The sequence below is a fragment of the Candidatus Margulisiibacteriota bacterium genome, assembly GCA_041661965.1.
Taxonomy (GTDB): Bacteria; Margulisbacteria; WOR-1; order O2-12-FULL-45-9; family XYB2-FULL-48-7; genus XYB2-FULL-45-9.
The window spans coordinates 118,927-131,984 of sequence record JBAZTH010000001.1 but is presented as its reverse complement, the minus strand read 5'-3'; the positions used below and the strand labels follow the sequence as shown (position 1 = coordinate 131,984).

The following is a 13,058-nucleotide window of genomic DNA, read 5'->3' as shown; positions in this document are numbered from 1 at the left end:
ATGAGAACGGTAATATTAATTGTCGCTATGATCGCGTCGCTGGGATACGCGGCCTTAACGTATTGGCCGATATTTTTCCCAACCACTAATTTCGTCCCGCAGACCGGGTTTGAAGCCGCGGAGCAAGCGCCCCTAAAACCGGCCAACGCTCCGGCCGCCCCGACGGCGGAGACGAAAGCGCCGCTCGTCTTGCCGCCGCCGCCGGATATTAAACTGGTCGATCCTTTCGCTTTGCGGATCAACGTCCGGCGACCCGGCGACGAACCGGCGAAACCCGCCACCCCCACCGCTCCGGCCGGCGAGGAAAAACCGCTGATCCCCAAACTGGAAGGGATCTGGTGGGATGTCGATATGAAAGTCGCCTTCATCTCGGGACAAGCGGTCCCGGTCGGCGGCACGATCATGGGCTGGCAAGTCGTGGCCATCGCCAAAGACCATGTCACGATCAGAAAAGGCTCTTCGACCAAAGTCTTAAAAATGGAGGAAAAATAAATGAAAAATAAAATTAGGGCCGGGTTCATTCTGATTATTGGTTTGCTGCTGGTTTCCTCCGTCACCGCCGCACCCAAAGAGATGGAAAACATCACCATTTCCAAGGGAAAGGTCTTTCTCAACCTGAAAGACGCGGACGTCAAATCGGTCCTGCAGATCTTCGCCAAGGCGACCAAAGTCAACATCGTCGCCGCCGATGACGTCACCGGAAAAGTAACCGTCACTTTCTCCGGCATCGAGCCGAAAGAAGGCCTGGAAGCGGTCCTGCGGACCAAGGGGCTCGATTGGTTCGAAGAGTCGGGCACGATCTTTGTTTCGACCAAGAAGATCATGCGGACCTATTACCTCGGCAACGCCAAGCCGAGCGATCTGTCCGCCACCCTGACCGCCATTTTGCCGGCCGGCAGCACCGTGACCGCCGACGATTCTTACAACGCGCTGGTCATTCAAACCAGCTCCGACTACCTGCCTCGTATTGAACGACTGATCAAGGAACTGGACATCCCGCCGATCCAGGTGATGGTGGAGGCCCAGATCATCGAGATCCGCGTCAACTCCGGCGGCTCCCTCGGACTCGATGTTAAATATACCAAAGCCAATAACGCCAACGACGTCGTGCAAACGAAGAACCTGGCTGGCCGGCCGACCGATAACCCGGCGCAAGGGCTCTACGGCCAGGTCTTCAAGGCTTACACCGACGTTAATGTCGAGGGCTATCTTTCCGCCCTGGCCACCGGCACCAACTACAATGTCGTCGCCAGCCCCAAGATCACGACCATGAACAATAAAGAAGCGACGATCCTGATCGGCGCAAAGTACGGTTATAAAACCTCGGTCATTTCCGACACCACCACCACCCAGGTCGTTAATTTTCTGTCGGTCGGAACCTCGCTGGTCATGACGCCGAACGTCTCTAAAAACGGACTGATCAGAATGAAGGTCGCGCCGAAAGTCAGTGAAGGCTCGGTCGTCGGCGACCTGCCGCAGGAAAACACGACCGAAACCAAAAATGAAGTCGTGGTCCGCGACGGACAAACATTCGTTATCGGCGGTTTGATCAAGGAAAAAGACGTTCAAACCGATTTCGGGATCCCTTATTTAATGGACATCCCGCTGCTCGGCTCTTTATTCCGAAAGACCGTGACCAGCAAGGAAAAAAGCGAACTGCTGGTTTTTGTGACCCCGCATATCGTCACGCCGGAATTTATTGAGTCGATGAACAAGCCGAAAGAAGAGCTCGAAAAGAAAAGCGCCGGCCAGAAAGCGAGATTGATCCACTAATCATTCAGCGGTCGCGGCCCTGGTCATCAGCTCGGTGATCGCCGTATAAGGGGTCTTCCCCTGATAGAGGACATCATAAACCTGCTGGGCGATCGGCAGTTCGATCCGATACTGTTTGGCCAAAGCCAAAGCCGCGATGACGGTTGGGACCCCTTCGGCGACTTCTTTCATCCCCGCCATGATCGTGTTCAGGCTCTGGCCTTCAGCTAATTTCTCGCCGACCGAATGATTGCGGGATAAGCGGCTGGAACAGGTCGTGATCAGGTCCCCCATGCCGGTCAGCCCGGCAAAGGTCTCCCGGCTTCCCCCCATGGCGACGCCTAAGCGGGTGATCTCGGCGATCCCGCGGATCAGCATCGCCGCTTTGGCATTATCCCCCAGTTGCAACCCGTCGGCGATCCCGGCCGCGATCGCGACCACGTTCTTTAACGCGCCGCCCAATTGGGCGCCGATCACGTCATCGTTGGTATAGACCCGGAACCGCTTGGAAATCAGCGCTTGTTGCACGGCCAAAATTTTATTTTTGTCGCTGCCGGCCACGACCGCCGCCGCCGGCAACCCTTTGGCGATCTCTTTAGACAAGTTGGGACCGGATAGAACGCAAACCTGGTTTAGCCCCAGCTCCTGCTCAATGATTTCAGCCGGCAGTTTAAGGGTTTTTTCTTCTATCCCTTTGCCGGCCGAAACCACGATGGCGGTCGGGGAAAGCAACCCTTTGGCTCGGGCGGCAACGCGCCGCAGAAATTGGGTCGGGACGACAAAAATACAAAGTTCGGCGTTTTTCAGACAAGTTAGGTCAGTCGAAGCCTCAATTGAGGCGGGGAGCTGATAGCCGGGAAGAAATTGGCGATTCTCATGGAATTCATTGATCGAATTAACGACTTCAGGTTCATGCGCCCAGATAGTGACCGGGATCTTGTTCTCCGCCAGAAGGAGCGCGATCGTCGTTCCCCAGCCGCCGGCGCCAACAATAACTGCTCGCATTATTTGCTCCCCAAGCGGAGTTCAGTCCCGCTCCGCAACCGTTTTATGTTCGGTACATGTCGGACAAAGATAAAGACCGCGACAAGCAGAGTCATTAATAGATACGGGATAGGTTTCTGCCAATAATACATTAACGCCGCTACCAACCAGGGGGTTAAAATAGAAGCGACGGAAACATAACGGGTCAAGGCAATGATCGCCAAAGCGAAGATAAGGGCAAGAGCAAAGATCTCCGGAGCGATCCCGGCCAACACTCCCAATCCGGTCGCCGCTCCCTTCCCCCCCCTAAAACCAAGAAAAATGGGATAGGTATGGCCAATAATGACCGCCAACCCCAGGCTCAAAACAAAAATGGGGTCGCCACCGACCAAGAAGGCAAGATAGACCGCCAGCCACCCCTTAAGAAAATCCAACAGGAAGGCTAAAGCGCCCGGCCATGGCCCGACTGAACGCAGGACATTGGTCGCGCCGACATTCCCCGATCCGACCTGGCGCAGATCGACCCGCCACAGCCTGGCGATCAGGTAGCTAAAGGGGATCGAACCAAGCAGGTAACAAAGCGGAATCAGGAGAAAACTCATGTTTCAATTCTACTTTACTTGAAATTGACCGTCAAGCTTGGTATAATTTCATTTCCGTTATGTCATTATCTATTACTGAAGTCAGAGCCGGCGCGACCGTTGAAATAGACGGCAAGATCTACAAATGTCTGGAATACAACCACATCAAGTGGGCCCAGCAGGCGAGAGTGCGCGCCAAATTCAAGGACCTTAGGACCGGTTCGATCATCGAACGGACCTTTAACGTTGATGACAAGGTTGAACGGGCCCGGATTGAATACCAACCGATGCAATTTCTCTACTCCGACACCGAAGGCTTTCATTTCATGAACCAGGCGACCTTCGAACAGATTTGCGTCCCGGCTTCTAAAGTCGGCGACCAAAGCAAATACCTGAAAGAAGGCTTTGTCTGCAACGTTTCATTTTATGGCGATGAGGTCCTCGATATCGACCTGCCGGCGACCGTTGAATTAAAAGTCGAGGAAACCTCCCCCGGTTTCAAAGGTGATACAGTCTCCGGCGGCAAGCCGGCAACTCTGGAGACCGGCGCGGTCATTCAGGTCCCGTTCTTTATCAACATCGGCGAGATCCTGAAAGTCGATACCCGTGAAGGGAAATATCTCGGGAGGTCACAACAATGATTGATTGGGACGTTTTAAAAAAATTGATCCAACTGGTCAAAGATGAAGACATTAGCGGCTTATCCGTCGAGGAAAAAGGGGTCAAGTATGACGTTCGCCGCGAAGGCGGACGAGTCATTGCCTCCCCGGCGCCTATTGCCCACGCCATTCCCCAAGCCCCAGCCCAGATCGCGCCAATCCACGCCCCAACCGCCACCGAAGAAGAAGGCTTGATCGCCATTACTTCACCAATGGTCGGCACTTTTTACCGGACTCCCTCGCCTGAATCACCCGCCTTCGTTGAAGTTGGCGACAGCGTCCAACCAGGAAAAGTGGTCTGTATTATTGAAGCAATGAAACTTTTCAACGAGATCGAAGCCGAAGTCAGCGGCAAGATCGTAAAAGTTCTGGTTGAAAGCGGAAAACCGGTTGAGTATGGGCAGAAGCTGTTCTTAATAAAGAAAGCATGATCCCCCTTTTCCTATCTCTTAGACCGAACCAATGGACCAAGAATTTCTTTGTTTTCGCCGGCTTGATCTTCTCCCTGGAGTTCTTCCAGATCACCGCTTTATTTAAAGCCTTTGACGCTTTCCTCATTTTTTGCGCTATTTCCAGCGCCATGTACCTGATCAACGACCTCAAAGATTTGGCCGCCGACCAAAAACACCCAATTAAAAAGAACCGGCCGATCGCCAGCGGCCAAGTTCCGATCCTCCTGGCCTTCTATTTTGCCGCCCTCTTACTCTTGGTCTCAATCCCGCTCTCATTTTATTTTAGCACCCCATTCGGCTGGGTGGTTATTGCTTATGTTCTGCTAATGCTCTGCTACTCATTTTTTCTTAAGAATATGGTAATTTTAGACGTTTTCTCGATCGCCGCCGGGTTTGTTCTCCGGGCGATCGCCGGGGTTGTGGTAATCAATGTTGTCCTCTCTCCCTGGCTGGTCATCTGCACCATTCTGCTCGCTCTTTTTATCGCTTTAGGCAAACGACGGCATGAGCTTATGACCATTGACCTGGCGACCGAACACCGAAAGATCCTGGAAGAGTACAGCCCCCGCCTGTTGGACCAACTGATCTCGGCCGTTGCCGGCTCGACCGTGATCGCTTACGCCCTCTACACCCTGTGGCCGGAAACGATCGCCAAATTCGGCACCACCAGCCTGGTTTACAGCGTTCCTTTTGTGCTGTATGGGATATTCCGCTATCTGTATTTGATCTATAAAAAAGAAGAAGGGGGACAACCGGAAAAAACCCTGCTTTCCGACTGGCCGCTTTTGATCGACATCCTCCTCTGGATAGTCGCTTTGATGATTATTATCTACTGGCGACTCTAACTACCAAAAGATCAGCCGGAGCGAGATGGCCAAGAACATAATGCCGAATAGCTTGCGCAGCAGGTCGGGCGAGATCAAGTTCGCGTAATAGGCGCCGATCAAACCGCCGAAGACAAAACCGACGCAAAGAAGCATCGCCCAGGAGAAATTAACCTGTCCGTGCTTCCAGTAATGCCAGACCGCCAACAAACCGATCGGCGGGATCATCATCGCGAGAGTCGTCCCCTGCGCCAGGTGCTGACTGACCCCAAAACCAAGGACCAGGACCGGCACGACGATCGTCGCCCCGCCGATCCCAAAAAGTCCGCTGAAAATCCCGGCCAAAAGGCCGGTCAGGAGAAGTCCCCAGATCATTTTAAGCTTTCCCTCACGAACTGGCTGACCAATTTGCCGTCAATGCTCGGAAACTTGGCGGTAATCTCTTTCATGACTTTCCCCATATCTTTGATCGACGCCGCCCCAAGCTCGGCGATCGTTTCCTGGACCACTGCTTTGACCTCTTCGGCCGAGAGCTCTTGCGGCAGATACTCCTGAACAATGGTCAGTTCTTTGGCCGAACTACCCGCTTCAGTCGGCCGGTTAAGTTTTTTGAACTCTTCGATCGACTCTTTCAGCTCTTTGCCGTATTTATTCAGGATCTTGATGACTTCCGCGTCGGGGATCTCGCCGCGAGCATTGACATAAAGAACTTTACTTTTCATCATCCGGAGGACCGCCAGCCGGAATTCGTCCTTATTCTTCATCGCTTTCATCAAATCGCCATTAATTTTCTTTAATAATTCGCTTTGTTCCACGATTAGCCTCCCTGTTTGCCGTTCTGGCCCCAATTTTCTTTCGGAATCTCATCGATCACGACGATAACCGCCTCCGGCGGACACTTGGTAACGTCGCAAACCGTTTTAGTCACTTCCTGGATCAGTTTGGCTTTGGTCTCCTTGTCGCGGCCGGCCCACATCTCAACTCTAACGATCGGCATAATTATCCCCTCCTGGCGATTATTATAGCAATAATAACGACACAAGTTAATCAACCTAGGCTAAACGCCTCGGTTAACGATTAAACAAATGATACTCGTTATTTTGGAAGCCTGAGACCTGCCTACCGGCAGGCAGGCAATATCGTCTCGGCTTCCAATTAACCGCGCAATTAATTGCGCGGTTAAATTAAGCCAGGAAACCGCGGCGATATTGCCGCAGGTTTCCATGGATTCTAGATTTTTAGCAGTCAAACTATTTATAACCGCGACTGAACGTCGCGGTTGTCTTGCTATGTTATAATTCACCTAATGTCGAGATATTTCATTCTAGTAGTTCTATTTTGTCAGGTTTTTGCTCTGTCTGTCCGCGCCGACCTAACGCCGGACAAAGAACAAGCCCTCTATGACCGCTTCGTCAAACTCACGACCCCTTACGGGCAAAAAGTCGGGCTCGCCTTCATCGACCTTGGGACCGGCAAAGAACTGACGATCAACGGATCCCGGGAGTTCCCAACCGCCTCGGTCGGCAAGGTCCCAGTCATGGCGGCCGCTTACGCTTTGGCGGAGAATAGTCTGTTAAATCTTGACACCAAGGTCTGTTACCGACCGCAAGACCGACTGGGCGGATCCGGTATTTTACAGTGGACCCCGTGCGGGCGCTATTATTCTCTCCGTCGGTTGATCTCTTTGATGATCATGCACTCCGACAACACCGCAACCAAGATCGTCGTCGATAATCTGGGGCTCGACGCGATCAATGGCTATCTGCAAGCCCAGGGATTAAGCGAGATTGTTATTGCCGATCCCACCATGCTGCGGGAGCCGCCGCTCCCCAGGCGGAACCTGACTACACCATTGGCCATGGCCCACCTGGTCGCCAGGATCGAGCAACGGCAAGGGTTCAGCGAGAGCTCGGTCACGGAGATGCTCAAGTTCATGCGGAACCAAAAATACCGCTGGGGACTCTGGCGCGGCGTCCCGTCGGGAACCCCGATCGCCGATAAGACCGGGAATCTCACCGGAATATTAAATGATATTGGCGTGGTCTACACTCCAGCCGGTAATTATATCCTGGGGATCTTCACCAGTAATTTTAGCCAGAAGAAAAACGCCCGAAAACTAATCAACTCCCTCTCTCAAGCCGCCTATGAAGAGTACACCGGGAAAAAAGTCATCTTTCCAAAGCCGGTTATTAAGAAAAAACTAAAAAAACGTCGGCGGGTCAAACGAATTAAAAAGAAGGTTTATCGTAAGGTCGTCAAAAAACGGCTTTATAAAGCGGCAATAACCGCGTCGGCCATCTGTGAAGTTCCAACCGCTGACGGGTCGTTCCGGTCGTCCTTGAGGTCGTAAGTCACGTTCTTCTTCCCGGCAATCACTTTGGCTACCGCCGCGTCCAAGCGATTGGCCGCTTCTGTTTCACCAAGATAATTAAGCATTAAAACAGCGGACAGGATCATCGCCGTCGGATTAACTTTGTTTTGCCCCGCGTATTTAGGAGCCGAACCGTGGATCGCTTCAAACACCGCGATGTCTTCTCCCAGATTAGCCCCCGGAGCGAGCCCCAAACCGCCGATCAGGCCGGCGCAAAGGTCGGAAAGGATATCGCCGTAAAGGTTAGGCAAACATAACACGTCGTAAAGCTCCGGTTTTTGCACCAACTGCATGCACATATTGTCGATCAGCCGTTCTTCATATTCGATACCGGGATATTCCTTGGCAACTTCTTGGGCCGCCTTAAAGAAGAGCCCGTCGGTAAACTTCATAATGTTAGCCTTGGAAATGGCGGTCACTTTTTTACGGCCGTGTTTAACGGCGTACTCAAACGCGAATTTAACGATCCGTTTTGAGCCGAAGACCGAGATCGGCTTGATGGAAATGCCGGAATCCGGCCGGATCTTCTTTTTAGAGAGCTTTTCGATCTCGGAAATTAACGTTTTGGTCTCCGGCTTCCCTTCTTCAAACTCAATTCCGGCGTAAAGATCTTCCGTGTTTTCCCGGACAATGACCAGATCGATGTCCTCGTAACGCGACCTGACCCCTTTATATGACCTGGTCGGCCGCAGGCAGGCGTAAAGATCGAGTTCTTTACGGATCGCGACGTTAACGGAGCGGAAGCCGGTCCCGATGGGGGTCGTCAGCGGCCCCTTCAAAGCGATCTTATTCTTCCGGATCGAAGCGAGCGTAGAATCAGGAAGCGGCGTCCCATACTTCGCGATGACATCCGCTCCCGCCTCGGCGATCTCCCAATCGATCTTAACGCCGGTCGCGTCAACGCAGCGCCGGGCCGCGGTTGAAACTTCTGGCCCGATCCCGTCACCTGGTATTAAAGTTATTTTGTAAACCATGTGAAATTACTTGCTCCTTTTATCGATAATATTATAGCAAAACGTAGCTTGGCGGTAAAGGAGACATGATAATGTCCATGCAAATAAAAAGAATCGCTTCATTCGGCTCATTTTTTAGACGGTACGCGGCTCCAGTCTCAATTGCTTTAGCGGCGGCAAGCTGTTCCCCCTCAACTATCTCCAGGCCAGATTATCAACTAAAGACATTTGTCTCGGGCAGCGGCGTCGTTTTATCCGGTTCGCTGTCGCAGGTTTTTCGGCAAATGAGGGAGCGGCCAGGGGACTTCTTTCAAGACGGGATTATCACTAATGCTGGAAATGATAATTTCCTAAAGGGAAGATTGGTCCAAGATGTTACAATTATCAACAATAATAGGAGCGTAACCTTTAAGCACGGGACTGAAATAGGGATTGCCGATGGCGAGCTTATTCAAGGGACCTTGGGCCAGGACCTGTCGTTGACGATCGTCGGCAATACTTTTACTATAAAAGCCGGGGTTAACGTGACATGGCACATCAATAACGGAATTTCAGGCGGATACACCTTGCCTGAGGATACGGAATTCATATTAAACAACCACCAAGTAGCTTTTAAAAGAGGGACAGAATTCACTTTTAGTGATTCTAGCTTTCTCGGGACATTAGTTCGCGACACAGAACTTTTAATCGACGATCAGAGCGTGCTTTTTAAGGGCGGAACATATTTACGAGTAGCCGTTAGTAGCGCTGATAATAATTCTCGTTTTTTCGGGAGATTAGCTCGGGACACAGAACTTTTAATTGGCAATCAGAGCGTACTTTTTAAAGACGGAACATATTTAACGGTAACGTCTTCCGACTATCTCGGGACATTAGCGCGGGACACTGCTTTTCTTATAAACAACCAGCGCGTTTCATTTAGAAGCGGGCACTCTATTGGAATTTGGAATAATGGGGCTCCTAAATTGGGAACTCTTCTCTTGGCTCAACCTATTAATGAAGAAGGGGTCGCCTTAGGGCCAGGAGAAACCGTTTGTTACGATCCAGCCGGCAAATTAATAAATTGGCAGCGACTGCTTCCGGGCCAAGAATTGCTTGTCCCTTTACTTTGCACAGATCACGACCGGGGGCAAACCCAAGGCATCGTTATTAAAGAACTAATAATCCCAATGGCGGAAATATTTGCCTTAATTCCTGATTTTGCCAAGTCCCTCCCGGATCAGCCCGTTAAAGTGAGGCTGACCCTTCCACCCCATCATCGACCGATAACAACCACAATAAGCCTTCGAATCATCGCCCAGTCGCTTGCCAGACAAGCGGACTTGAAGATACCTCCCAACACAATTAAAATCACATTTGATAGAGTGGGGCTGCCGACTCAAGTACGTGTAATTGGCGATCTGAAAATAAACAATCAAATCACAATGTTAGGCGATGGCAACACGATCTTAAGCGTGCCATTAGATTTGATTCCAGCCATTATTCGTGGCGTAATATTTTCAAAGGCGACCGAATCATTATTAAAAGCAAACCCGGCCTACAAAAGACTTCCGGAATAACCAATCTTTTGGAACAATCTCGTCGCCTGGTATTAAGGTTATTTTGTAAACCATCTTTATTGATTAAGCTTTTTTTCGGTGATAAAATCAATCTTGCCTGCCCGGAAGGCAGGTCTTATGAAAAACCTCAAGAAAAAGAAGATCGCTGTCCTCTGCGGCGGGCGTTCCCGCGAACGGGAAGTCTCGCTCCGCTCCGGCAAACGGGTCTATGAATCGCTGAAAAGCCAAGGGTTCAACGTTATCAAAATTGATCTGACCGACAATTTAATCGCCGACCTCAAGAAAAAGAAGATCGACCTGGTTTATATCATCTTGCACGGCCAATACGGCGAAGACGGCGCGGTCCAAGGGCTGCTGGAAGTTGCCGGGATCCCTTATACCGGATCAAAAGTGCTCGCTTCGGCCTTGGCCATGAACAAATTGGCCGCCAAACGGATCTTTGACGCCGCCAACATCCCGACCCCGCGCTACCTGCCGATCGACCGGAACGCCGAACTCCAGGCCGAAGCCGACAAGATCCGCCGGATCTTCCCCTTTCCACTGGTCGTGAAACCAACTTCGGAGGGCTCAAGCTTTGGGGTCTCGATCCTCAAGTCCGGCGAAAAGCTGGAAAGCGTCCTGGAAAAAGGGCTTAAAGAATACAAAGAACTCTTCGTTGAAGAGTTTATTAAAGGGAAAGAGATCACCATCGGCGTGATCGGGACCGGAACCGACCTTCAGGCCCTGCCGATCCTGGAATTGGTCCCCAAAAACGAGTTCTATGATTTCGCGGCCAAATATACGACCGGCATGACCGAGTTTATTATCCCGGCCCGGCTCCCCGCTCCGCTCTATAAACGGGCGCAAGCTCTCGCCCTGGCCGCCCATCAAGCGCTCGGTTGTTACGGCGTCTCCCGGGTCGACATGATCGTTTCGCACGACCATATCCCCTATGTCACCGAGGTCAATTCCCTCCCCGGAATGACCGAGCATTCCGATCTGCCGGCGGAGGCGGCGAATGCCGGCATCTCTTTTGACCAGCTGGTAGTTAAAATCCTTGAAAGCGCGTTCTAAGAAAAAGCGAAATCGTTTCCGGTTAGTAGTGATGCTGTTTTCCATCGCCGTGCTGGCCGGCATTGGTTACTATTTTCTTTCCCTTTCGATCTGGAACATCCAGGAGATCGCCGTCGAAGGGACAAAAATGCTCAGCCCGCAGGAGCTCCGCGAGTACAGCGGTCTCCCCCTCGGCCAAAACCTTTTTTTCACCAGCTTCCGGCCCGCCCACAAAAAACTCGACCGAATCGGCGTCATTAAAAAGCACCGGATCCGTCGTCTGCCGCCAGCCACCGTCTTGATCGTGGTGGAAGAACGGCAACCGATCGCGATCCTGGTCATTAACAACCGCTTTACGATCGTCGACCGGGACGGCTTTATCCTCAATAACGTTCCGGCGCTCAATCTCCATCTTGATAACATTACCGACCTGCCGGTTATCTCCGGCCTGGGGACGAATGAACTGATCTCCAATGCCCAGATCTCACCTAAGCTGGCGCTCCTAATCAACGAAACTGTCGTGGAACTATCACAACTGCTCGGCTCGCGCCGGATCAACCTATCGATCGGCAGTTATCGGCGGATCAACATCATGCTCGACGACGTCCTGCGGATCGATCTCGGCCAGGACGAACGGATCAAGACCAAGATCGCCGTCGTCAAACGGCTTCTCCCCCGGATCACCGGCCGCTGGAATGAAGTTGAGTACATTGACGTTCGCTTCCCGGAAACACCGGTCATCAAGTTCAAATAATAAGTGCTCCCGTTGCAATTTTAGCGCCTTGTGTTAAAATTGCACCACATTCCCTGACAAGGAGATTATCAAAATGGGTGGCCAAGGTTTTGCGACGATCAAAGTCTTTGGGGTCGGAGGTGGCGGGACCAATGCCGTTAACCGGATGATCAGCAGCGGCGTGGTCGGAGTCGAATTCTGGGCCGCCAACACCGATCTGCAAGCTCTTAGCGTCTCCCTCGCCGACCACAAACTTCAGCTGGGCGCGAAACTGACCCGCGGTTTGGGTGCCGGCGCCAATCCCGAGATCGGACAAAAAGCGGCCGAAGAAAGCCGCGACGACGTCAAGCTTGCCCTGCAGGGAGCGGACATGGTCTTCTTAAGCGCCGGAATGGGTGGCGGGACAGGGACCGGAGCCTCTCCAATCATCGCCGAAGTCGCCAAAGAACTTGGCTGTTTGACCATCGGGGTCGTGACCCGGCCTTTCCGTTTCGAAGGGCCTGTTCGCAATTCCCAGGCCGAATCTGGAATCTCCCTGCTCAAGGAAAAAGTTGACGCCCTGATCGTTATTCCCAACGACAAACTCCTCCAGGTAGTGGAGAAAAAAGTCTCGATCATCGAAGCCTTCAAAGTCGCCGACGATGTCCTCCGCCAAGGGGTCAAGGGTATTTCCGACCTGATTACCGTCCCCGGCCTCATTAACCTCGACTTCGCCGACGTCCGGACGATCATGTTCGAGGCGGGTTCGGCCATGATGGGGATCGGCAATGGGACCGGCGAGAACCGGGCCGTTGAAGCGGCTGAAAAAGCGATCGCCTCCCCACTGCTGGAAGAAACGATCACCGGCGCCAAGGGAATTATTTTCAACGTCACCGGCGGGTCCGACCTGACCCTTTACGAGGTCAACGAAGCGGCCGAAGTTATTTATAACGCCGGCGATCCAGACGCCAACATCATTTTCGGCGCCACAATTGACGAGAAACTCCAAGGGGAGGTCATCGTAACCGTCATCGCCACCGGCTTCAAATCGGTCCAGAACCGGGAAAAAGAAAGCATGTCGTTCATTAGGCCGCGGACGACCCAGACGGCCCAACTGGCGAAACCATCGGCCGACAGCCATAAGGACGACATTGAATTGCCCCCTTTCATGCGCTAAAT

Annotated in this window: 16 protein-coding genes; 10 read left to right on the top strand and 6 right to left on the bottom strand. The window is 52.2% G+C overall.

Annotation, left to right across the window (positions count from 1 at the left end):
* Together WC772_00450 and WC772_00445 are read left to right on the top strand one after the other, a co-directional pair.
* Complete coding sequence (locus WC772_00450; GenBank protein ID MFA6169228.1) at window positions 1–492, top strand: hypothetical protein; 492 nt, start codon at window positions 1–3, stop codon at window positions 490–492.
* Window positions 493–1,773, top strand: a complete 1,281-nt coding sequence (locus WC772_00445; GenBank protein MFA6169227.1) for a secretin N-terminal domain-containing protein — start codon at window positions 493–495, stop codon at window positions 1,771–1,773.
* Here the strand turns inward: WC772_00445 and WC772_00440 are convergent, their stop codons facing one another.
* Complete coding sequence (locus WC772_00440) at window positions 1,774–2,757, bottom strand: NAD(P)H-dependent glycerol-3-phosphate dehydrogenase (protein ID MFA6169226.1); 984 nt, start codon at window positions 2,755–2,757, stop codon at window positions 1,774–1,776.
* On the bottom strand, window positions 2,757–3,338 hold the full coding sequence (gene plsY / locus WC772_00435) for a glycerol-3-phosphate 1-O-acyltransferase PlsY (protein MFA6169225.1): 582 nt from the start codon (window positions 3,336–3,338) through the stop codon (window positions 2,757–2,759). The genes WC772_00440 and plsY overlap by 1 nt, the downstream gene beginning before the upstream one ends.
* Before the next feature lie 59 nt (window positions 3,339–3,397).
* Between plsY and efp the strand changes: the two genes are divergently transcribed.
* From efp to WC772_00420, 3 genes are read left to right on the top strand one after another with little or no spacing between them, the layout of a single operon-like run.
* Window positions 3,398–3,958 carry an elongation factor P gene (efp, locus tag WC772_00430; protein ID MFA6169224.1) on the top strand — a complete coding sequence of 187 codons (561 nt, stop codon included), beginning with the start codon at window positions 3,398–3,400 and terminating at the stop codon, window positions 3,956–3,958.
* On the top strand, window positions 3,955–4,407 hold the full coding sequence (gene accB / locus WC772_00425) for an acetyl-CoA carboxylase biotin carboxyl carrier protein (GenBank protein ID MFA6169223.1): 453 nt from the start codon (window positions 3,955–3,957) through the stop codon (window positions 4,405–4,407). Before efp ends, accB begins: the two co-directional genes overlap by 4 nt.
* Window positions 4,404–5,273, top strand: a complete 870-nt coding sequence (locus WC772_00420) for a decaprenyl-phosphate phosphoribosyltransferase (GenBank protein ID MFA6169222.1) — start codon at window positions 4,404–4,406, stop codon at window positions 5,271–5,273. Before accB ends, WC772_00420 begins: the two co-directional genes overlap by 4 nt.
* Here the strand turns inward: WC772_00420 and WC772_00415 are convergent, their stop codons facing one another.
* From WC772_00415 to WC772_00405, 3 genes are read right to left on the bottom strand one after another with little or no spacing between them, the layout of a single operon-like run.
* Complete coding sequence (locus WC772_00415) at window positions 5,274–5,627, bottom strand: sulfite exporter TauE/SafE family protein (GenBank protein MFA6169221.1); 354 nt, start codon at window positions 5,625–5,627, stop codon at window positions 5,274–5,276.
* Window positions 5,624–6,067 (bottom strand): GatB/YqeY domain-containing protein, encoded by a 444-nt coding sequence (locus WC772_00410; GenBank protein ID MFA6169220.1) that lies wholly within the window; start codon window positions 6,065–6,067, stop codon window positions 5,624–5,626. Before WC772_00410 ends, WC772_00415 begins: the two co-directional genes overlap by 4 nt.
* Before the next feature lie 2 nt (window positions 6,068–6,069).
* Window positions 6,070–6,249 carry a tautomerase family protein gene (locus tag WC772_00405; GenBank protein ID MFA6169219.1) on the bottom strand — a complete coding sequence of 60 codons (180 nt, stop codon included), beginning with the start codon at window positions 6,247–6,249 and terminating at the stop codon, window positions 6,070–6,072.
* Between the two features lie 309 nt (window positions 6,250–6,558).
* Here WC772_00405 and WC772_00400 point away from each other — a divergent pair, with 309 nt between their 5' ends.
* Window positions 6,559–7,602 (top strand): serine hydrolase, encoded by a 1,044-nt coding sequence (locus WC772_00400; protein MFA6169218.1) that lies wholly within the window; start codon window positions 6,559–6,561, stop codon window positions 7,600–7,602.
* Here the strand turns inward: WC772_00400 and WC772_00395 are convergent.
* A complete protein-coding gene (locus WC772_00395) occupies window positions 7,521–8,597 on the bottom strand; it encodes an isocitrate/isopropylmalate dehydrogenase family protein (protein MFA6169217.1) in 1,077 nt (358 codons plus the stop codon). The genes WC772_00400 and WC772_00395 overlap by 82 nt on opposite strands.
* Before the next feature lie 71 nt (window positions 8,598–8,668).
* Here WC772_00395 and WC772_00390 point away from each other — a divergent pair, with 71 nt between their 5' ends.
* From WC772_00390 to ftsZ, 4 genes are all read left to right on the top strand, one after another.
* Window positions 8,669–10,135, top strand: a complete 1,467-nt coding sequence (locus WC772_00390; GenBank protein MFA6169216.1) for a hypothetical protein — start codon at window positions 8,669–8,671, stop codon at window positions 10,133–10,135.
* 117 nt (window positions 10,136–10,252) lie between these two features.
* A complete protein-coding gene (locus WC772_00385; protein MFA6169215.1) occupies window positions 10,253–11,188 on the top strand; it encodes a D-alanine--D-alanine ligase in 936 nt (311 codons plus the stop codon).
* 31 nt (window positions 11,189–11,219) lie between these two features.
* Window positions 11,220–11,921 carry an FtsQ-type POTRA domain-containing protein gene (locus tag WC772_00380; protein MFA6169214.1) on the top strand — a complete coding sequence of 234 codons (702 nt, stop codon included), beginning with the start codon at window positions 11,220–11,222 and terminating at the stop codon, window positions 11,919–11,921.
* Window positions 11,922–11,994: 73 nt separating this feature from the next.
* The gene (ftsZ, locus tag WC772_00375; GenBank protein MFA6169213.1) at window positions 11,995–13,056 is read left to right on the top strand and encodes a cell division protein FtsZ; all 1,062 of its coding nucleotides are present in this window, start codon (window positions 11,995–11,997) and stop codon (window positions 13,054–13,056) included.
* The last annotated feature ends 2 nt before the right edge of the window (window positions 13,057–13,058 follow it).